Source organism: Lysinibacillus sp. NPDC047702 (genome assembly GCF_050272555.1).
In the GTDB taxonomy this organism is placed as follows: Bacteria; Bacillota; Bacilli; order Bacillales_A; family Planococcaceae; genus Lysinibacillus.
The window spans coordinates 16,044-36,879 of sequence record NZ_JBNNMG010000054.1 but is presented as its reverse complement, the minus strand read 5'-3'; the positions used below and the strand labels follow the sequence as shown (position 1 = coordinate 36,879).

Sequence of the window (20,836 nt, the reverse complement as noted above, 5' to 3'; positions counted from 1 at the left end):
CCCCTTAAATTATTTGTGAGGCGAGCAAGCGATAGCGCGCTTAGATTTAAAGCAAAATCTCAATTTCCCCTGTCCATTTTCTTGACATAGTATCAATAATATGTTAACTGTAGAGATGAAGTAGGGTGTTAAACCATTCAGTTATAGGCGTTAAAAAATATATTTTTGTGAGATAAGTCAATAAAAAAAGGGTCACCTGGGATAGGAGTGACCCTTAATAAAAAAACTCGGAGGTGTAAGGCTAAATTAGCTTTACATTACTATTAATATGACGTGATAGCTGTGTTTGTATAGTGAATTGTCTATGAAATAGATTATAAAAATAAAAAAGCTATAGTGCATGACACACTACAGCTTAGAATTGGTTACTATTTACGGTTTGTCCTAAAGCATTATATCACAGATTAACAATACTACATTATAAAAGCATCAGGTCTGGAATCAATTTATAAAAGGAAGCGGTATTATTATCATCAATTAATTTGTAACCAAATTTTAAAAACTCATTGGTAGCAACTTGGATAACATCTTTATCATTTGAAGTAAGTTCTCCTAAGAAGTTAGACATACTATCACCTCCTGTTAGAAATTATTCTAACCAAATTAAAAGATTGAAAATCAAGAAAGGTAACATGCAATTATAAGAAATTAACAAGCAAGGTAGGTGCATCATATGAAATGGTTACAGGATTACCGAAGACTAGATGAGGAAACCACATACCTTGAATATAATTTAATTTGCTCTAAAAAAGGGTAAAGCCAGTTGCATTCCACAGGGGATAGTACATTTTGAGTGACTATTATTTTAAACCTATTTGAGTTTTATTCATTAATTTACCGCCTTGGAACATTAACGATGCATTGGCACCTAAAGCTGTGCCATTATAGCTGTACATTACTACATCACCAGATTCAGAAATGACTGCACCCTCACCACCAAGAATTTCAAATACTTTTTCTTTTGTCATGCCATTTTCAAGCTTATTAAATTGGTCAAGAGTAATTTCGATATCAGATGTTTCCACTCCGATTTGTGCTTTATTGATTAGTTTACCACCTTGGAACATCATAGTAGAAGATGACAAGACACCATCTGTCTCAAATTCATACATTACGGTATGAAGAGGTTCACCAGCTGAACCTGTTTCAGAAAGAACTTTACCTTTGGCACCAACAATTTTAACTACTTCTTCATATGTCATACCTTCTTTAACTTGTTTAAACTTTTCTTCAGTTAGTTTACCATTCTCCTCTTTAGTGGCTGGTGCTGATGTTTCTTGTTTTGTAACATCCTCTTTTGATGTCTCAGTAACTGGTTTTTCCTTTTCACCTGGTTCTTCTTTTGTAGTCGTTTCTCCGCACCCTGCTAATCCAAGACTTAATACTAATGCTGCGCTAAATACTAATTTTTTCATCAAATTATTCCTCCCTTTATATTTCCATTTTAGGGAATTTTATTGCGAATGTATATAATAAAAACTAAACTAAACTTGGATAAATTATTTGAGGATGGATAGCAGAAGAGGAGAAGATAGAACCATGTTAGTAAGTGAGATTAAAAGATACTATGATGAAAATGGAGAAATAGAAAAGGTTAAAGTTTTAAGATATGAAAATAGTATTATTGCATCAACTCTTGTTATTACAATTGGAAGTGAACTGAAAGTAACTAATAAAAGGTTAAAGCACTTTGAAAGAAAAGTTAAAGTTATAAATTTTAAAAAAGAGGATGAAAACAATGTGAAATATGGACTTAGGGTAAATGTGAAATTCCTTGATAATGGTAGACGTGGAATTATATTTGTTGAAGATTTAGATGTAGAAGTTTAATAATTCGTTGATATTAAAAGGACCACTTCAGACAACTGGTCCTTTTATGTTAGTATAAAATAATCTATGGTTATATAAATATCATACAAGAAGATGACAAAAATCGCTTTGAAGCCAGTAATATCAACACTGTAGATTACCTACGTGGAAATCTTGATGCATAGTTTTACTGTATATTTAATAAAAGTGTAAAGTCATTTTACAAATATCAACTAATGTCCCTGGCATGTTTGATAGGAGGATTTTAGGTGAGCTTCTTCTATTCTATAGACCTGATGTTAGCAGTATGCTTTTAATCAATACTATTAAAGGTTACATAACAAATGAAAAAGCATTAACAAGAAAGGATAAATCCCTATCGTTAATGCTTTTTATTTTCACTTAACTTAAATGGATCTTTTATAAGCATGCATTGTCGAAGTATACTGGAATACTTTAGGGTTGACTAGTCCCTCACGTAAATCCATCATCCCTAATTGTCCCATTCTATTCAGTAAAGGAATTAACCAACTACCACTTGGTGCACCTTGTAATACATTAATTTGATCAGATGATAACTTTGAAACTTTACTAGCATCAATCGGTTCTTTGGCATTTTCTATTGTTTCTTGAAAAGCTTTCACATCATTTTTATACATATTCTCGCCAATTTTTTCAGTAAAACCTTTATATCCGTAAGCTCCTTGAAGGATAATTAACCTTATACTCATCTCTTCCATAGAAACCATTTTTAAATACACCTCTCTTCAATGGATTTCGAAATTATAAATGTGGAATATTTATAGTTCTTTCAATGGTATTCCAAGGGTAACTACTTGAAGTACAATTAAACTTATATAATGCAGAAGTTCCACTTGAGATTTTTAAGTCTGAATTAAAAGTTACTGTATAATAAAACCCATCTATAATTCTGTCATTATTAAAATCTATGGAAGCAACATTAATTTTATAATCACGATTTTGATAAGTAATACGTTCATCATCTAACCATTGATTTTCACTTCCATAACCAACTTGCATAACTGCTACAGCAACAGTGCCTGAAACTGCGTGAGAAGTTTGCTGTAAGCCAATATTCTCAATTTGTTCATTGATTGTTCCAACTTGAGATGCTACTTTGTCAATATAAAGAGCTGTTAATGGTGGTGCTGGACCTCTTAGAACTGGACTATTTTTTACTTCTTCTTTAATTTTAGCAGCCTCATCTGAAGTTACTAATGTAATTGCCCAATCAGGATGTTTTGTTTTTAGATTATCAATTAATGGATTTACTTCAAGCATATCTTTTTCTACTTCTGAAGCTTCAGCTGTATTTAGCCCCAACAAGCCACTTGTTAAAATTCCAACAGCTTGTAAAATTATATACAACTTCTTCTTTTACATTATTTGTAACACACTATAATCATCGGATAAAAAATAGAATAATTAACTATATTTAACAAAAAGGATAATTTTTTTATTAATTAAACTAATTATCATTTCAGAAAATGTTCATTTTTTAGTACATTGGAGACATGAATTTGAGTACATAGAGTAATTAATCCACTCCAAGCTGCACCAATTCAACCTTCTTACGGTTTGAGATACAAAATTGAGTACTTTATAAACAATACAATCGTATATACGTATAAAATTAAACAGCAACACACGTAACACCATTCAAGAATTTTTGAAAAGTGTTACGTGTGTTACCAATCAGAATCATTTCATCCGCAAAGTAAGCGTGAGACAAAGAAAAATCCGTCATCTGTCATGCGGTCAAAGCCCTCATAATGTCCATTACGTAATGATTCTCTCTGCCAGAAGGTTTTCAAAATCAAGTGTGACAATGATTTACGGAAATTTACATATCCAGCACGTGCTCTGAACGTTGGAAACAACTCTATAAAGTACGTACCGCTGTAGAACGTGTGAATGCCTATTTAAAAGAATATTTTCAGTTAAACAATGTCCATCATAGAACAGGGAGAAAAGCTAAGCTTCATTTCAACCTGATGACGTTTAATTATAATGCCCTTATTATGAAATTTTTTATGGTAGGAAAAGTTTCTGGTATGGCAGGAACAAACTTTTTAATAGTTGGTGAAGGAGTATCCATTTTATTAGCGATATTTAGTGAAAAAGGAAGAATGAAAACAATCGTCTTAAGCTTATATAGTCTACTAATTGTATGTTTTATATCAATGGCGATACTTTTTGGTGTCGCACATATGTAATAAAGTGCTTTATAATAACCAGAGTTCTTTTTAATCATACCAATATAGGCTTTTGGATTACTATTGATGTGGAGATTTGTGTCTAAAGACCAATTGGAAAATGCCTCTTATTATAAAATTATATTGAGCAACTTTCTGCTTTGGTTAACTATCCCTATAGGATTAAAGTTTGCGCTTCAATTATATAAGAGGGGAGGGAATTTGGACAAGTCCCTCTTCTTTTATTAATTCAATGGCTCTCTTATTTTGATCCTAAATTTGAGGATTGTTCGGAAATTTTAATCAATCTTTTTTAAAATGTTACACTTTCATACAAAGATAATAGCAATTGAAAAAAAGACTCCCTTAAACGGAGAGTCTTCTGTAAGAGTGGTTATTTTCGATATTTCTCTGGAATAGTTAAGCCACTTCTTTCATCATCCCAAGCCACTGAACTAATTTTCCAACCGCTAGGAGTGTGAATAAATTGTATAGTTTTCATGCCCATTGTAGTAAAATCTTCGCCAGATAACACTCCAGATTTTCGGTATAGACTGAAGCGATGAGCGATATTGCCGAAAATCTCTGTGATCTCGTATGTTTCTTCTTCCTTAAAGTCAATCAAATGCCCTTCTCCCAATAGTTTCTCACGAGGCTCAATAAACTGCTGAAGATTGTAAATGATAGGAGACGAATCCGTATTTTTGATGATCACAACTTCCGGAACAAATAATTCGTGCAATACACGTAAATTAGGTTTAATTCCATTTCGATTGGTAAATGCATCAAAAAAGGTAGCAGTTAATTGATCTAGAATCTTTTTTGTATCGTATGATTCTAGATGGTTATTTATATGCTTTTCATTTTTTCAATCATGGGCAAATAGTTTAAGTTCTTCAGGATCATTAGGCAATCGAACCGATCGTTCAAACTGCAATCCTATTCTCTTCAGAAGCTTGGCTGAAGCGTGATTGTCTTTAGTAGTAATCGCTACAATGCGATTTAGCCCCAACGTATCTTTTCCATATGTCATTGTCGCAGAGGCTGCTTCATAGGCGTATCCTTTTGACCAATACTTCGGAAGAAAGGCGAATCCAATATCCACATCCTCTAAGGAATCTCTTTTTATAAGACCGCAGATTCCAATAGGTACATGATCCCCTTTTCGTTCCACCAAAAAAAGACCGAAACCGAATTCTTCATACATACGAATTGGTCCATTCAATATATAGGCAGTTGAGTCTTCTATTGTTCTCAATCCTCGATCCCCTATGAACTTCAACCAAGAGGGGTCGTTCATTAGCTCAAGGATAAATGCCGCATCGTCGGTTGTTTGTAAGCGAAGGGTCAGTCGATCTGTTTCTAAAATTTTCAAGGGAAATGCACCAGCCTTTCAGTATTTTTAGTCCAATTTGCTATTATGATTCTTCATTTAACTTTTGCTTAAGTATGAAGTAGGACACTAGATGGTTAATCAGTTGTTTCCCAATCTCGGAGATGGATTGGATGATTCTACATTCTTCAATAATAAAAGTAGAATAATTATTAGGGAAGTCAATTCTTGAACTTGAGATGACTTCTTTCTGTGAGGAAAATTGTTGTGAAGTTTGGAGAATATAACAGTAAGAGGGTATTTGTTATGAGTACTGATTCAGGGATAGGAAGCCATTGCATTTTTAGAGAATGGGGCGAATTTATCCGGTTTTGGAATGTCAACACTAATTTGAACAGTTCTTTTAAGGGTGATTTTGTTATGAAGTGGCTTGACACGAAGCCTTTGTGGGCATAATCCTTGCGCCAAAAAATCTGCTTCATAGAACTAGCTCTACCAAACGGAGGCTATCTGACCGCAAATGCCAAAGACAATAAGAATGTTTTTTTAGAAAAAAAAGACCCAACTGTATGAAGGCCACAGTCGGGTAAAAGAATTATGGTTCTATTCTTTAGTTAAACAACCTTAATTTAAAAATACTTTTATTCATGTTTGATCTGGAATAATATCTTTTTCATTTGGATCGGATTCTACTCCCCAAAAAGGCATTTGTGCTTTTAGAATCCAATTTTCGATCTATTCCACACTTCTTTAACTTTAATCAATCAGGAGATTATAATGCTGCAAAGAGTGCAAGACTGGTACATACAGCAAATTGAACAATATCTGTGATTGCACTGCCCAATTAGATAAATTCTCTGCAAAAAGAGGCTACTATTTTTCTAACTCTTTTATAACATCCATCTTCAAAAAGGTATAGATCCTAATCCTCTTCGAATTTTTGAAGCAGTACTTGAAAAATGGAACTATTAAACGTAGTGTATCTTCAACAATATCCCATATTTGCACATGATGATGTTCAAACAAAATAATTGCCCTTGATGTTTGAGAATTAAATTGCAGATGGACAATGTTTAATAGCAAGTTTTACAAGTTGTGTAGTTTTATAAAAAGATTGATAAATTTTAAACAAAACTCGATTATTTAAAATAAAGATTGATCATTTATAATAAAGTTTGATTAAAAATCCTGTGTTGATATACGGCATGTTTTCTTTTACCATTATCGGGTCAAATGAGTTAAGAAGATTAAATCATTATAATTAAAGGGGATATACACTCATGAAAAATATTTTTAATCATATGTATACAGCAGAAGTTTTAAAACGTATTGACAAACTGAGTCCAAATTCACAACCACACTGGGGAAAAATGGATGTTGCCCAAATGCTAGCGCATTGTTCATCTTTCCAAGACATTGCAATGGGAAATTCTTTCCCACCAAGGAGTTGGTTAGGAATAATAGTAGGGAGGTTTGCAAAACAAATCATTTACAATGACAAGACATTGCCCCGTAATATGTCTACTATTCCAACCATTTTGATTGCAGATGATAGAGAATTTGAGACAGAAAAAGAAAAGCTTAAACAAAAAATTATTACATTTCAAAATAACGGACCAGAGAGGTGCACAACTCATCCGCATCCTTTTTTTGGGAAACTTACTTCAGAACAATGGGGTAAAGGGATATACAAGCACCTTGATCATCATTTAAAACAGTTTGGAGTTTAAACATTAGAAAACTAAATAAAACGATGTGCATAATTAGTGGATCTCTAACCTATTACTATTCTCTTTCATAAGATGAACAATACTTCGATTTTTCCTCAATAACTATTTGAAGGAACCAACATCATATCGTTTTTTTTGCCTTTAACTGGCTCGATAAAAGAATATACTTCTTATGTAAGTGAATTATTATTATTCTCTCCATGCGAATTAAAGGGAGCAATCGGACTATCTGCCAAGCTTCAAATCGCTTCCATATAGATTACTGGAGAGATGTATCAACAAGTGGACATAATTTTACGCGTGCAATCATTATCTCAACAAAGGATTTTTAAGTGGAATAATTTCATAAACATAATAATGTATTAGAAGGAGCGTTAACACAGCGACAGCTGGAAGTGGTCTAGCAACAGTGAACTTACAGCGACAAGCATTACAGATGAAAGCACGAGATAATGCCCGCAATGAGCTCGGTAACAGCTGGGATAACTATTTCTATTTTTGCTGGTTGTGAACTGGTATCCAAAGACGTACCAATCACATATTTATCTTGTGAATTCATTCTCTTTAAGAGAAGTTCAATAAAATACGCTTCGGCACACACGATAATATGAGCCAGTAGATGGAATACATACAAGCGCCTCCTGGCTATCGCTTCATTTATCAGAACAGTGGTCAGAGGCGGAATTGACCGAGGTAATGATTGGGGTAGCCTATGCAATGAATGCCTTTATTCCACTGTTTATTCAATGTACTAGCAGCGATGTAGCAGTCGTGCCACAAGTCAAAGCATCCCATAATGAGCTGCCAACATTTTTTGTTTACGACAAGTGTCCAGGAGGAATCAGATTAAGTGAAGAGGTCTATGAATTATGGGAGGACTTATTAACAAAAACGCAGCACCATGTTATAAGCTGTCCTTGTGAGGCGGGCTGTCCGTCTTGTATTGGTACACAAGACTCTATGATTAATGTAAAAAGTAAAGTCGTGAAACTACTTCAAATGTTAAATAATTATTATTATTAAGTATAGAGGGAGAGAGGATAGGACTAAATCTTCAATCCCTCTTTTTTATTAATTTATAAATTATCTTACAGTTAATTTGAGTTACATCCTCTATTTTCCTACCACTAGCTAGCCCTTTGAGTGTTTACTAATGCTTGCCTAATTGTTTATATCCTATTGAATCTGAATTCAAGACTAAATTTATTTGGCTTTAGATAACGGAACTGCCTGAAACGATTGTGATCTTGTTTAAGTGTCGATGGATTTCTTTTCATCACCTTAGCAAGTGCTTCTGACCAACAATAACACTAGGGACTCAGCGGATAAATTGTTTCTTATGTGAAGCTTTGAAGTAAAGTTGTGATGTTTAAAAAAGATACGATATTTAAAATAAAATCAAGATGTTTGTAAAAAAGTTGCGATCAAATATCCCTTTAGATTATAGGGATTTGATTTGTTAGACACTCTTTCCCAAGATGGAGAACCTCTACGTAAATAATTGGATAGCTATTTAAATTTAAGATTGTATGGATTTATTGCTAATATCCGGAAAAATATTGTAAATTTTTATATTTTACTGTTTTTTTTAACCTTATTTTAACCTTTATCAAGTAAAGTAAAAAAGAATCTTATTTAAGAAGGGAGTGAGCATACAATTTTCACAAAGAAACGTTTAATGATTAAGTTTTTCTGTGGGATTCTTTTTTCGTTAAATTAAAATTTTATGCTGTATTGTAATCTGCCTTTAATTAAGAGGGGTCGCAAGATCTTTTTAAATTAAAGGAAAGAAGTTGAGTATTTAGATAATGCTTCTAAAAGTAGGGACATAATTTTATAGATTTAATTACTAAAACTATTTGATGAAATGGTGATGTATTATGTTGCAGACTAGAAATGTTGCATCCAAAGATGATACGTTTCTTTTTGAGTTATATGTTACTACGCGCAAGGATGAATTTTCAATGCTGACACTAGATGAACAGCAGCTGCATGCTCTGTTACATATGCAATACGAAGCTCAAAAGAGATCTTATCAACACAATTTTCCACAAGCAAAGCATGAAATTATTTATCATGAAGGATTGCAAATTGGTCGGGTGATGACTGAAATTAAAAGTGGGAATATTCATTTAATTGATATTTCTTTATTACCTGATTTTAGAGGAAAAGGCTACGGAACTAAGGTATTAAAGCAATTGCAAAGCAGTGCAGCTAATCAAAAAATGTCCGTTACACTTCATGTATTGCAGGGAAATCCTGCTAGGCATCTATATGAACGATGTGGATTTTATGTTACAGGAGAAACCGCTCCTTATATTGCCATGAGGTTTGAGCCATTCGATTAAAAGATTGAATTTTCAGTTAAATTGAAGGGGGGTGAGAAAAAATGAGTGAGTCGTATTTAGGGGAAATCCGTATGTTTGCAGGAAACTTTGCTCCCCAAGGCTGGGCTTTATGCAATGGTCAAATACTTAGTATTTCAGAAAATGAAGCACTGTTTGCTTTATTAGGAACGACATATGGAGGGGATGGCCGAACTACTTTCGGGTTGCCAGATTTAATGGGACGTGTTCCTATTCATGTTAGTCCGCAGTACAGCTTAGGTGCTGTAGGTGGTACAGAGACGGTGACGTTAACTGCGAATCAAATACCAAATCATACACACGCTGTTCAGGCAACTACTGCTGTTGGAGATACGCCATCGCCAAGTAATGTGCTATGGGCAGAGACAAGCGGATATTCTAACTATTCAAATGATACAGATGGAGCTGGGAATCCGTTAACACCAGTTGAAATGAATGCAACTGCTATTTCGTCTGCGGGTAACAATCAACCACATGACAATATGATGCCATCAGTAGCTATTTCTTTCATTATTTCGTTATATGGATATTTTCCTCCCCAGTCATAAATTTAAGAATAGAGGTGGATTTAAATGGCAGAACCATATTTAGGTGAAGTTCGATTATTTTCGATTCATTATGCACCAAGGGGCTGGTTATCTTGTGAAGGGCAATTGCTCCCTATTAATCAGAATCAAGCGCTATATTCGCTATTAGGTACGGTTTATGGAGGGGATGGTGTAACGACATTTGCTTTACCAGATTTGCGCGGACGCGTACCAATCCATGTTAGTCCTTCATTACCATTAGGAAAAAAGGCGGGTGAAGAGACCCATACTTTAACAACGAATGAAATGTCTCAACATACTCATCAAGTTTATGGCTCATCTAGCCCTGCAAGTGCAACTTCTCCTCAAGGGAATGTATGGGCGAATATGGGTAACTTATATGCATCTAATACAACCGTAGTAACTATGAATTCAGCAGCATTATCTACCGCTGGGGGCGGACAAACACATAATAATATGCAACCTTATTTAGCCGTACGTTTTTGTATTGCTATTCAAGGTATCTATCCATCAAGAAATTAAGTAGAAGGAGGTGGTACAAATGGCAGACGCATATATAGGCGAAATAAGAATTTTTACAGGAAACTTTGCGCCGAAAGGGTGGGCGTTATGTAACGGTCAATTGATGAGTATTCAGCAAAATTCAGCTCTATATGCAATATTAGGTATCCAGTATGGTGGGGATGGTAAAACAACTTTTGCGTTACCGAATATGATAGGATCAGCACCAGTGAATCAAGGGGCTGGAACGGGATTAACGCCACGACAGGTTGGTCAAGTGGTTGGTGAACAAACTGTGACACTTTTGCAGTCACAAATACCTGCTCATACTCATACACCAAGAGCTATACAAGGAGCTGGAACATCGGGAAATCCGACTAATTGTCTTTGGGCTGAGGGGGTAGGGGCTGGGAGACCACCTACGCAGCCACCGTTGTATGGTACCAATCCAGACGTTCAAATGAACCCACTAGTATTAGGTGTGACAGGCGGGAGTGAGCCGCATAATAATATGCAGCCCTTCTTAGTGATGAATTATATTATTTGCTTACAGGGTGAGTTTCCATCTAGAGGATAAAAAGAATTTCGAAAGGGTGGAACTATGAATCTATCCAAGACTTTAAAGAAAGGCAAAAATGGAGTTAGAACTTTACGTGAAAAAATGAGATTTTATTTTCATATTTTACTCGTAATAATTTTTACCATAGCTTCAATTGGCTATGCTCCTGTGATAGAAGTACAGGCTACTGCAAATGGAACTGCTGATGGTATGTATGATTTCGATGGAACTGTTGGAGCTTATAACAGTGCAGGTGCAGGTTTTGCAACTTTCTCGGATAAGTTTGTTATAAACAATGGTTTTACAATTGATCCAGGAACGACACAGTTGTATACAACTAATTTTACAGACAAGGCTCAGGAAACTCTAATTATTAAGGCTGAGGGAGGAAATGTTTGTAAAACATTCACGTTTAAGGACTTAGGATTAAGTCTTTATCCAAACCTTTCTAAACTCACATTTAATAAACTTTCATTAGTTGTAAAAGATACGAATGGAGGTACTCTTGGATCACATGCAATCTCTAGTAACAAGGAGATTTCTGGATATCAAGACATCCATAAATTGAGCACGCTTTTAAATGGAAGCACTGAATTTAATTACCATGGGGTAGCATCTTTAGAAATCACATGGCAATTTGATGCAGCTATAAATGGCCAAAATACAGCTCCATCAAACTTAAATTTTGAAAACATCACAATTGCCAATGTGAGTGCTACTGCTCCAGATTCTATATCACCTACAATATCAGACGGAACGATTAGTGTTTCAAATATCAGCTCGTCAGGCATTAGGTTAGACTGGACGAAAGCAACGGATAATATTACGGCTCAAAATGATTTAGAGTATCGTGTCTATCAATCTAGCAGTAATAATATTGATACTGTCAGCAATATCGAAGCAAACGGTATGGCATTAGGAAATGGATTCTCAAAAGATTTAGCAACGATTAATGTAACGGATTTATCACCAAGTACAACTTATTATTTTAATATTATTGTAAAAGATGCAGCAGGGAATAAAAGTGTCTATACGATGCAGTCAGTGACGACAGTTATACCTGCTAATGCGCCAACCGTTACAACAGACTCATATACTAGCTTAAAAGCAAAAACTGTCACACTTTTGGGAAATGTTACATCAGATGGGAATGCTTCAATTACCGAACGTGGCATAGTATTTGGAACGAGTGCTAATCCAACTACTGCTAATGGGAAAGTGACTGTATCAGGAACAACAGGTACTTTTAATGCAGATCTTTCTAGTTTACAGCCGAATACAACGTATCATTATCGAGCATTTGCAACGAATGCACAAGGAACAAGTTATGGTTCAGATAAAACTTTTATAACACTTTCATTAAGTGATAATGCTAATTTAAGCAATTTAACTTTATCAGCAGGAACCCTTTCACCAGCCTTTAGTTCTGGTACAACAAGTTATACAGCAAGCGTTCCAAATGCTGTTTCTTCGATTACTGTTACACCAACTATAGGTGATAGTTTGTCTACATTAACATTGAATGGTGCTTCAGCGATAAGTGGTGTAGGGGGAAATATTTCTTTATTTGTAGGATCTAACACGATTTCCACGGTTGTAAAAGCGGAAGATGGAACAACAAAAACGTATACGATTACGGTTACTAGAGCAGCAGCACCAACGTATACGATTGGTGCAATTGGCAATCAAACGTTTACCGTACTGACAACGGGTTATACAAGTGGTACACAAGAAACGAAGACGTTAACGATTACGAATACTGGAACAGGAAACTTGGCGGATGTAGCCGTTGCGTTAAGCGGAACCAATGCGAGTAGCTTTGAAATCACGCAACCGATAACGACAAGCTTATCAAGTTCAGGCAGTACGACGTTTACGGTGAAGTCGAAGGATGGTTTAGCGGCAGGAACCTATACAGCTACAGTGACAGTAAGTGCAACGAACCTAACCCCTGTGACATTTACGGTGACACAGGTGGTTAATGCAGCGCCAACGTACACGATTGGTGCAATTGGCAATCAAACGTTCACTGCGCTAACAGCTGGTTATCCAAACAGCACACAAGAAACCAAGCCATTAACAATTACGAATACCGGAACAGGCAACTTGTCAAATGTAGCAGTCGGGTTAAGCGGCCCCAATGCGGGTAGCTTTGAGATCACGCAACCAATAGCGACAAGCTTACCAAGTGCCGGTAACACAACGTTTACAGTGAAAGCGAAGGATGGCTTAGCAGCAGGAACCTATACGGCTACAGTGACAGTAAGTGCAACGAATCTAACACCAGTGACATTTACGGTGACACAGGTGGTTAATGCAGCGCCAACGTACACGATTGGTGCAATTGGCGATCAAACGTTCACTTCGCTAACAGCTGGTTATCCAAACAGCACACAAGAAACCAAGCCATTAACAATTACGAATACCGGAACAGGCAACTTGTCAAATGTAGCAGTCGGGTTAAGCGGCCCCAATGCGAGTAGCTTTGAGATCACGCAACCGTTAGTGACAGGCTTACCAAGTGCCAGCAACACAACGTTTACAGTGAAAGCGAAAGATGGCTTAGCAGCAGGAACCTATACGGCTACAGTGACAGTAAGTGCCACGAATCTAACACCAGTAACGTTTACGGTCACACAGGTGGTCAATGCGGCACCAACTTATACGATTGATGCAATTGGCAATCAATCGTATACAGCACTGACAACAGGCTATATGAATGGTACACAAGAAACGAAGACGTTAACAATTACGAATACCGGAACAGGCAACTTGACGAATGTAGGCGTAGCGTTAAGCGGCACCAATGCAAGTGATTTTGACATCACACAACCAATAGCGACAAGCTTACCAAGTCCAGGGAGTACTACGTTTACGGTGAAAGCGAAGGATGGCTTAGCAACAGGAACCTATACAGCAACCGTGACAGTAAGTGCAACGAACCTAACCCCCGTGACATTTACGGTTACACAAGAGGTCAATGCAGTACCAACGTATACGATTAATGCAATTGGTAATCAAACGTTTACCGCACTGACAACGGGTTATACGAGTGGTACACAAGAAACCAAGACGTTAACGATTACGAATACCGGAACAGGAAGCATGGCGAATGTAGCCGTTGCGTTAAGCGGCACCAATGCAAGTAGCTTTGAGATCACGCAACCGATAGCGACAAGCTTATCAAGTTCAGGCAGTACAACGTTTACGGTGAAGGCGAAGGATGGTTTAGCGGCAGGAGCCTATACGGCTACAGTGACAGTAAGTGCAACGAATCTCACACCCATGACGTTTACAGTTACACAAGTTGTCAAAACGGTTTCAGTAACAGCCCCTGGGGTGCCCACGAATGTGATGGCAACAGCAGGAGACAGCCAAGCAACAGTGAGCTTCGATGCCCCAACGAACAATGGAGGCAGTGCGATTACGGGATACACAGTCAAAGTGTATGTAGCTGGAGTAGAACAGCCAACGTTAGCGAAAACAGGGGCGTCAAATCCAATCATAGTAACAGGCTTAACGAACGGGGCAGCGTATACATTTAAAGTATTCGCAAAAAATGGTGTAGGAAGTAGTGGAGAATCTGTGGCATCAAGTGTGGTGACGCCAGTAGCTCCTATAACTCCGTACCCGACGCCAAATTCATGGCCAACACCACCACCAACTAACTCAGGCACGACAACATCGAAAATCCAAGTGGCATTAGAAATTGATGGTGCTAACCCACTGGAAACAACAACAGTGGAAATTGAGCGTACAAAACATGCCAATGGTGAAATCACAGACTTCGTGGCCTTATTAGAAGCAAATGCGAAGGTAGCGATAGAAAAAGCGAAACAAATTGGCAATAACATTGTTCGTATTGTTATTCCAGATGTCCATGATGAAGTAGGTAAAGTAATTGTAGAAATTCCGAAGCAATCTCTACAATTACTACGTGAAAATGGATTATCGTTGGAAATTGCTACAGAGAATGGACTTATTGCGATTCCACATAGCTCAATGGAGGGTATTGACGATAAGTTCTACTTCCGTTTAGTACCAGTGAAAAAGGAAAGTGAGCGTCAAGCCATTGAAGAACGTGCACGTGCAGAGCGCGTAGTACGGGAGGCACTGCAAAGCAATGATGTACATGTGGTAGCACGCCCAATGACGATTGAAACAAACATGCCAAGTCGTCCTGTACAGGTAACGCTGCCATTAAAAGGCGTGAAAATCCCTACAGATGCAAAAGAACGTGAGGCATTCCTGAAGCAATTAGCGGTATTTATTGAACACTCCGATGGGGAGAAGAAAGTGGTTATCCCTGAAGTGGTAACAATGACGAAGGGTGAGCTAGGTTTACGCTTTACAGTGGAGAAGTTCAGTACGTTCACAATTATTCAGGTGAATAAGGAAGAAGAAACAAAACCATCTCTGGAAGTAAAAGAGCATGAATCGTACATTAAAGGCTTCCCAGATGGCACATTCGGTCCCGAGAAAAACGTTACACGTGCTCAAGTGGTAACAATGATTGCACGCATTTTAGGCTATACAGATGGACCAGTAAACACTGCACCATTCAAGGATATTCCAAGTGATCATTACGCAGCGGGTGCCATTGCCTTTGTGAAAGAGCGTGGCATTATGAATGGCGACGTCAATGGTAACTTCCGTGCCAGTGAAAACATTACACGTGCACAAATGGCGACTGTAGTAGCGAACTATAAGCAACTGCCTATCGAAGAGAATCTAGCCATTACATTCAATGATACAAAAGGTCATTGGGCACAGTGGATAATCGAAGCGAACCGTGTGGCAGGCATCATTAATGGTCGTCAGGATGGTAGCTTTGCGCCAGATGAGCATTTAACACGTGCTCAAGCTGTAGTGATGATGAACCGCATGTTTGAACGTGGTCCAATGCAAGGCGTAACAACACCAAGCTTCCCAGATGTAAAAGCAACACACTGGGCATTCAAAGAAATTGAGGAAGCAGCGAAATCTCATGCATATTTTATTGATGAAGATGAGAATGAGCAGCTTTCAAAATAACAAATAGCAAAAGCAGGCTAGGGGAAATCCTAAGCCTGCTTTTGAATAGAGACGGATAGAATAGTCGAACTGACACATAGACTCGACATCGCTCTTATTCTTATTTTTTTGAATCTGGAAGGAGATTATTGTGCCTTGTCCAACCATGGAACAAGTTTATACTGTAATTTGAGCATGAAGAGTATATTTATTTTCTTGTAATTTATTAGATACTCGAATATAGATTCCCATTCTTAACGCATTATAAGGCATTCTTAATGTATTGGACATAACTATTAAGCCTCCTGCCATTAATTGCTGCTTATAAACTAGAAAATCCAGATGTTGATGTGTATGTATCGATAGGGAATGTAAGTCTGTTGAGCAAAGTGTTCTTAATTATAAAGTTGATTTGTTAGAGGCTATTTTTTATACCCATAATTGCCGATTACCAAAATTAAGTTTACAAATACAAGGTTTAATAAGCGATTAATTCTTTGCATAATTATATATTATAGTTTTTTTCTATCATTATCATAGAAATCATGTGATAGACGAACAGTTAAGTTCTTTTTACAATATAGACAAGAAGCTCATGCATTTGAATATATTGTAAGGTGAGTTTTGATTGGCAATAATGATATGCATTTTTTACCCCCAAAATTTACAAAGTAAAAAAGTAATACAAAACTATTATGAGGTGATTGTTAATGCAAAAAGATTTAAGCCAATTCATTAGAAGTAAAGCATTTTTGGACAAAGTTGTTTCAGCTGAGGAAGCAGCTTCTTGGATTGAAGACGGAATGAACCTTGGGATGAGTGGATTTACACTATTTGGTGAGCCAAAAGAATTTCCACTTGCACTTTCTAAGCGTGGTAAGAACGAAAACTTCAAAGTCAACTTATATACCGGTGCTTCGTTAGGACCAACTGCTGACCAATCAATGGCTGAGGCAGAAATCATTAACTTACGTGTTCCATACCAAGGAAACTCTGTAATGCGTGGGAAAATCAACAAAGGTGAAATATACTATATTGATCAACATTTATCACATACAGCGGAAGAAGTAAGAAAAGGAACATTAGGAAAAATTGATTATGCAATTATCGAAGCAGCTGGAATTACTGAAGAAGGTTATATTATTCCAACTGGTTCTGTAGGAAATTCACCGATTTTTGTGGAAAAAGCTGAAAACGTTATCATTGAAATCAATACTACGGCACCTAAAGCATACGAAGGTCTTCATGATATTTTTGTACAGAAAGATCAAGGTGAGCGTGGAGAAATTCCAATTTACAAAGTTTCAGATCGAATTGGAGAAAGTGGAATCAAAATTAATCCAGAAAAAGTAAAAGGAATTGTTTTATCAGAGCAACCTGATGTTCCTTCACCATTATTCGAGCCAAACGAAGAAACCCAACAAATTGCCAATCACTTATTAGACTTCTTAGCCAGTGAAGTAGCAGAAGGAAAGTTGCCAGAATCATTAGCTCCATTACAATCTGGCGTAGGATCTGTAGCTAATGCAGTTTTAAATGGCATGAAAAATTCCCAATTTAAAGATCTTGAAGTGTTTTCTGAGGTATTGCAAGATGGTGTCTTTGATTTAATTGATGCTGGTATCGTTAAATTTGCAGCTGGTACTGCATTCTCACTTTCGAAAAAGCGTGTTGATTCATTAGCAGAAGATTTAGAGAAATATAAAGATAAAATTATGTTTAGACCTCAAGAAATTTCGAACAATCCAGAAGTCATTCGTCGTTTAGGCGTAATTTCTTTTAACACTGCAATAGAAGTAGATATTTACGGAAACGTCAATTCAACTCACATTAACGGTACAAAAATTATGAATGGTATTGGTGGATCTGGGGACTTTGCTAGAAACGCTAGAATTACCATCTTTGTAACGTCTTCACTAGCAAAAGACGGGGCGATTTCAACGATCGTTCCTTTCGTATCGCATATTGACCATACAGAGCATGATGTAGATGTAATAGTGACAGAGCAGGGATATGCTGATCTTCGTGGGCTTCCACCTGTGAAGAGAGCAGAAAAGCTAATCGAAATCGCACATCCTAAGTATAGATCTCAATTACGTGCTTACTTTGAAGAAGCAAAAGAGAAAGTCGGTGGTCATACACCACACATTCTTAATAAAGCTTTCTCTTTCCATACAAACCTAATAGAAAAAGGGACAATGTTAATGGAAGAGAAAGAAGTAACAAATTAATGTACGAGACTACAAAACGTTACAATATGTAACATGTAGCACTTTTTCTTCATGGTCTAAATCAATATATTTTTAAAGTGTTATAGTTTTTATCTATTATTATCGGTGAAATAAATAAACAAAAGAATAATGACCATCAGGATAATAAATAGGGAAAAGGGGATTAAAAATGGATGTAAGATACCCAATTGGCAAACTACAAGTTCCTGAAAAAGTAACATTTGAAAATATACAAGAATGGCTCAAGAAAATCGAAACTTACACGACTCGTTTAAGAGAAACAGTGAGCTCTTTAAATGAAGAGGAATTAAACAGAACCTATCGTGATGGTGGCTGGACAGTTCGTCAACTTGTTCATCATATCGCAGATTCTCAGTTGAACATGTATCAACGTTTGAAGCTAGCTTTAACAGATGAGAACCCAATAGTACCAGCTTTTGATGAAGAAAAGTGGGCGATTCAACCGGATACAATGCTTCCTGTAGAAACCTCTATTAAAATGTTAGAAGGTATAAATGAGCGTATCGTATTTTTAGGAAATAATTTAACTGAAGTTCAATTAGATCGAGTCTTTACTCACCAGACAAACGGTAAAATAACAGTTGCAACAAAAATGGCAAAGTTAGCTTGGCACGAAGAGCATCACTTAGCCCACATACAAATCGCATTATCACAATAATACAATTTGAGGGTTAAAATGAGAAAAGCTGATGATTTTCACAAGAATCATCAGCTTTCTTGTGTTTTATATGGGTATGAGGCTTTTTAAGTATAATTAATTAAAGCTCTCCAATGTTTTATGAGATTTATTTTGCAAACTGGATACAGGTATTTAAAGTTTTAATTATTGAGGAATGGATTAGAATTGCATAAAAAACTTTGATACTCATCAATATTCTCTTGTTGTCGTTCTTGACCATTTTATTTGTAAAGCCGCACTGTTTCTTCCAAAAAGTTTAAATACTTATTAATGAAACCTTTTGGCTTTAAAATTTTAATTTTATTACCAAATCCTGATAAAAACTGGAAGGCAAATTGATTCTCAGGCAATTCAATTGTCACAAGGTAACTTCTTGTGTCAACTTTTGCAACGATATTTTTCCCATATCTCTATTTAGTGTTCACCTGTTTTTTTGGTCTAAGGTAGAATAGGTATTAAAAACAAAGAAAGTTATAATATTTTATGTTGCAAATACAACAAAATGGGTATATATTAAGCAAATACTAATAAGGTTCTTTTGACCTCTTTAGTTAGTGTTAAATTTAATTTGTTAAGGAGAATCAAACAAGATGATGAATTGGCAAGTAAAAGAATTTAATCAATTAACTACAAAAGAATTATATGAAATTTTAAAATTAAGAGCAGAAGTATTTGTAGTCGAGCAGCAATGTATATTCCAAGATTTAGATTCAAAAGATGAAGTATCTTATCATCTGTTTTTTGAAGATAATTCTGAAATAGTAGCTTATTTAAGGATACTACCTCCAAATATTTCATATTCTGAAGTAGCAATTGGCCGAGTTCTGACAAAAGCAGAGCATCGAAAGAAAGGCATTTCTAAGAAATTGGTTCAAAATGCTATAAATTTTGTGACAGATAGTATGGGAGAAAAAGCTATTAGGATTTCTGCACAGGCCTATTTGTTGAAATTTTACAATGATTTAGGATTTGAACCTGTGTCAGAAGTTTACATGGAAGATGGTATAGAGCACATTGAAATGTTGTATAAGAAATAAAATTCAACCTCGATATTCACTGTATAAACAAGAGTTTTAAATTATTTATTTCATAAAATTAAGCCATCTATCGAGATAGATGGCTTAGTGTTGAAAAATTAAATAGTCAAGGGACTCTTTGTGAATATTTAGTCAAAATGAAGGTGATTTCCGTTCTAGGCTACTCGCTTTGCCGCTGACGCTTCGCTTTCGCGCAGAGCAAGGCTTCCTGTGGGCGAGCGACGAGCCGCTTCCTGCGCTGAGGAACGAAGGCTAAGTGCGTCACGTCCTGTGACAATTTATCTGTGCGAAAGCGTAGCGACAGCAACAACGCCTTCGTGACCAACATCGTGTTGGCCTCAGGGTCTCGTCTGTCTCGCTATCCCACGGGAGTCGAGTAGCCTTGCACTCCAATCAACAATAGTGTAGAACTTTAAATATTTTCTTCCTTCAAAAGTAAAAGTATGTTACTCACCCTCATTAAATGGATATAATGGCGCAATTCTATAGTTGTTGCCCTACACTTTATGTATAGAATCACTTTGTTGCTTTACATAAAGCCACTTATTGCTACCGCTCTGCTTTCGCATTGAAAAATGTTATCAAAGCTACATTTTTGCACAAAATAGTGATGGCTAAGACTTCAAACTTATCACTATACATTTGTGTGAAATGCCAATAGAAAATACGATGAGCAACGGTTGATTGGAGTGTAGACTGAGTGACTCCTCGGGGATTCAGCGTCACAGATGAGACCCTGGAGCGAGCAGATTAGGGGAACGAAGGCTAAAATCGTCACGTCCTGTGACAACGC

At 36.4% G+C, this 20,836-nt stretch carries 18 protein-coding genes and 1 pseudogene; 13 read left to right on the top strand and 6 right to left on the bottom strand.

The annotated features are described in order from the left end of the window. Positions 1 to 418 precede the first annotated feature (418 nt). Together ACQKIM_RS20780 and ACQKIM_RS20775 are read right to left on the bottom strand one after the other, a co-directional pair. Positions 419 to 568 carry a hypothetical protein gene (locus tag ACQKIM_RS20780; protein WP_427547693.1) on the bottom strand — a complete coding sequence of 50 codons (150 nt, stop codon included), beginning with the start codon at positions 566 to 568 and terminating at the stop codon, positions 419 to 421. 232 nt (positions 569 to 800) lie between these two features. Further along, positions 801 to 1,415, bottom strand: coding sequence for a DUF3862 domain-containing protein (locus ACQKIM_RS20775; RefSeq protein ID WP_427547691.1), 615 nt, complete (start codon positions 1,413 to 1,415; stop codon positions 801 to 803). A 124-nt stretch (positions 1,416 to 1,539) separates the two neighbouring features. Here ACQKIM_RS20775 and ACQKIM_RS20770 point away from each other — a divergent pair, with 124 nt between their 5' ends. Beyond that, the gene (locus tag ACQKIM_RS20770; RefSeq protein ID WP_427547690.1) at positions 1,540 to 1,830 is read left to right on the top strand and encodes a hypothetical protein; all 291 of its coding nucleotides are present in this window, start codon (positions 1,540 to 1,542) and stop codon (positions 1,828 to 1,830) included. A 386-nt stretch (positions 1,831 to 2,216) separates the two neighbouring features. Here the strand turns inward: ACQKIM_RS20770 and ACQKIM_RS20765 are convergent, their stop codons facing one another. Next, positions 2,217 to 2,558, bottom strand: a complete 342-nt coding sequence (locus ACQKIM_RS20765) for a hypothetical protein (protein ID WP_427547688.1) — start codon at positions 2,556 to 2,558, stop codon at positions 2,217 to 2,219. Positions 2,559 to 2,592: 34 nt separating this feature from the next. Further along, entirely contained in the window at positions 2,593 to 3,198 is a 606-nt protein-coding gene (locus ACQKIM_RS20760) for a DUF4879 domain-containing protein (protein WP_427547686.1), read from the bottom strand. A 405-nt stretch (positions 3,199 to 3,603) separates the two neighbouring features. Between ACQKIM_RS20760 and ACQKIM_RS20755 the strand changes: the two are divergent. Both ACQKIM_RS20755 and ACQKIM_RS20750 read left to right on the top strand, forming a co-directional pair. Beyond that, positions 3,604 to 3,845: pseudogene (locus tag ACQKIM_RS20755) on the top strand (transposase); the annotation flags it as partial. 6 nt (positions 3,846 to 3,851) lie between these two features. Beyond that, the gene (locus ACQKIM_RS20750) at positions 3,852 to 4,046 is read left to right on the top strand and encodes a hypothetical protein (protein ID WP_427547684.1); all 195 of its coding nucleotides are present in this window, start codon (positions 3,852 to 3,854) and stop codon (positions 4,044 to 4,046) included. Positions 4,047 to 4,419: 373 nt separating this feature from the next. Here the strand turns inward: ACQKIM_RS20750 and ACQKIM_RS20745 are convergent, their stop codons facing one another. Together ACQKIM_RS20745 and ACQKIM_RS20740 are read right to left on the bottom strand one after the other, a co-directional pair. Continuing rightward, the gene (locus tag ACQKIM_RS20745) at positions 4,420 to 4,650 is read right to left on the bottom strand and encodes a hypothetical protein (protein ID WP_427547682.1); all 231 of its coding nucleotides are present in this window, start codon (positions 4,648 to 4,650) and stop codon (positions 4,420 to 4,422) included. Positions 4,651 to 4,893: 243 nt separating this feature from the next. After that, entirely contained in the window at positions 4,894 to 5,400 is a 507-nt protein-coding gene (locus tag ACQKIM_RS20740) for a GNAT family N-acetyltransferase (RefSeq protein ID WP_427547680.1), read from the bottom strand. A gap of 1,238 nt (positions 5,401 to 6,638) precedes the next feature. Here ACQKIM_RS20740 and ACQKIM_RS20735 point away from each other — a divergent pair. The 10 genes from ACQKIM_RS20735 to ACQKIM_RS20690 all read left to right on the top strand — a co-directional run bounded on the left by ACQKIM_RS20735 (position 6,639) and on the right by ACQKIM_RS20690 (position 20,043). Further along, positions 6,639 to 7,088, top strand: coding sequence for a DUF1569 domain-containing protein (locus ACQKIM_RS20735; RefSeq protein ID WP_427547678.1), 450 nt, complete (start codon positions 6,639 to 6,641; stop codon positions 7,086 to 7,088). 684 nt (positions 7,089 to 7,772) lie between these two features. Beyond that, positions 7,773 to 8,111: a Zn-binding domain-containing protein gene (locus ACQKIM_RS20730; RefSeq protein ID WP_427547676.1), complete on the top strand. Its 339-nt coding sequence runs from the start codon at positions 7,773 to 7,775 to the stop codon at positions 8,109 to 8,111. 857 nt (positions 8,112 to 8,968) lie between these two features. Continuing rightward, positions 8,969 to 9,436: a GNAT family N-acetyltransferase gene (locus tag ACQKIM_RS20725; RefSeq protein ID WP_427547674.1), complete on the top strand. Its 468-nt coding sequence runs from the start codon at positions 8,969 to 8,971 to the stop codon at positions 9,434 to 9,436. A 41-nt stretch (positions 9,437 to 9,477) separates the two neighbouring features. Further along, on the top strand, positions 9,478 to 10,002 hold the full coding sequence (locus ACQKIM_RS20720; protein ID WP_427547672.1) for a phage tail protein: 525 nt from the start codon (positions 9,478 to 9,480) through the stop codon (positions 10,000 to 10,002). A 24-nt stretch (positions 10,003 to 10,026) separates the two neighbouring features. After that, complete coding sequence (locus ACQKIM_RS20715) at positions 10,027 to 10,524, top strand: phage tail protein (RefSeq protein WP_427547670.1); 498 nt, start codon at positions 10,027 to 10,029, stop codon at positions 10,522 to 10,524. A 19-nt stretch (positions 10,525 to 10,543) separates the two neighbouring features. Beyond that, positions 10,544 to 11,080 (top strand): phage tail protein, encoded by a 537-nt coding sequence (locus tag ACQKIM_RS20710; protein ID WP_427547669.1) that lies wholly within the window; start codon positions 10,544 to 10,546, stop codon positions 11,078 to 11,080. 24 nt (positions 11,081 to 11,104) lie between these two features. Beyond that, positions 11,105 to 16,096: an S-layer homology domain-containing protein gene (locus ACQKIM_RS20705; RefSeq protein ID WP_427547667.1), complete on the top strand. Its 4,992-nt coding sequence runs from the start codon at positions 11,105 to 11,107 to the stop codon at positions 16,094 to 16,096. A 689-nt stretch (positions 16,097 to 16,785) separates the two neighbouring features. Beyond that, positions 16,786 to 18,306 (top strand): succinate CoA transferase, encoded by a 1,521-nt coding sequence (locus ACQKIM_RS20700; RefSeq protein WP_427547665.1) that lies wholly within the window; start codon positions 16,786 to 16,788, stop codon positions 18,304 to 18,306. 169 nt (positions 18,307 to 18,475) lie between these two features. Next, positions 18,476 to 18,985, top strand: coding sequence for a YfiT family bacillithiol transferase (locus tag ACQKIM_RS20695; protein WP_427547663.1), 510 nt, complete (start codon positions 18,476 to 18,478; stop codon positions 18,983 to 18,985). A 611-nt stretch (positions 18,986 to 19,596) separates the two neighbouring features. Beyond that, positions 19,597 to 20,043, top strand: a complete 447-nt coding sequence (locus ACQKIM_RS20690) for a GNAT family N-acetyltransferase (protein ID WP_427547661.1) — start codon at positions 19,597 to 19,599, stop codon at positions 20,041 to 20,043. The last annotated feature ends 793 nt before the right edge of the window (positions 20,044 to 20,836 follow it).

What these genes read in the sequence shown, in the direction of transcription:
- ACQKIM_RS20780 (WP_427547693.1), bottom strand. Translation starts at nt 568, where the DNA reads ATGTCTAACTTCTTAGGAGAACTTACTTCAAATGATAAAGATGTTATC.
- ACQKIM_RS20775 (WP_427547691.1), bottom strand. Translation starts at nt 1,415, where the DNA reads ATGAAAAAATTAGTATTTAGCGCAGCATTAGTATTAAGTCTTGGATTA.
- ACQKIM_RS20770 (WP_427547690.1), top strand. Translation starts at nt 1,540, where the DNA reads ATGTTAGTAAGTGAGATTAAAAGATACTATGATGAAAATGGAGAAATA.
- ACQKIM_RS20765 (WP_427547688.1), bottom strand. Translation starts at nt 2,558, where the DNA reads ATGGTTTCTATGGAAGAGATGAGTATAAGGTTAATTATCCTTCAAGGA.
- ACQKIM_RS20750 (WP_427547684.1), top strand. Translation starts at nt 3,852, where the DNA reads ATGAAATTTTTTATGGTAGGAAAAGTTTCTGGTATGGCAGGAACAAAC.
- ACQKIM_RS20735 (WP_427547678.1), top strand. Translation starts at nt 6,639, where the DNA reads ATGAAAAATATTTTTAATCATATGTATACAGCAGAAGTTTTAAAACGT.
- ACQKIM_RS20725 (WP_427547674.1), top strand. Translation starts at nt 8,969, where the DNA reads ATGTTGCAGACTAGAAATGTTGCATCCAAAGATGATACGTTTCTTTTT.
- ACQKIM_RS20720 (WP_427547672.1), top strand. Translation starts at nt 9,478, where the DNA reads ATGAGTGAGTCGTATTTAGGGGAAATCCGTATGTTTGCAGGAAACTTT.
- ACQKIM_RS20715 (WP_427547670.1), top strand. Translation starts at nt 10,027, where the DNA reads ATGGCAGAACCATATTTAGGTGAAGTTCGATTATTTTCGATTCATTAT.
- ACQKIM_RS20710 (WP_427547669.1), top strand. Translation starts at nt 10,544, where the DNA reads ATGGCAGACGCATATATAGGCGAAATAAGAATTTTTACAGGAAACTTT.
- ACQKIM_RS20705 (WP_427547667.1), top strand. Translation starts at nt 11,105, where the DNA reads ATGAATCTATCCAAGACTTTAAAGAAAGGCAAAAATGGAGTTAGAACT.
- ACQKIM_RS20700 (WP_427547665.1), top strand. Translation starts at nt 16,786, where the DNA reads ATGCAAAAAGATTTAAGCCAATTCATTAGAAGTAAAGCATTTTTGGAC.
- ACQKIM_RS20695 (WP_427547663.1), top strand. Translation starts at nt 18,476, where the DNA reads ATGGATGTAAGATACCCAATTGGCAAACTACAAGTTCCTGAAAAAGTA.
- ACQKIM_RS20690 (WP_427547661.1), top strand. Translation starts at nt 19,597, where the DNA reads ATGATGAATTGGCAAGTAAAAGAATTTAATCAATTAACTACAAAAGAA.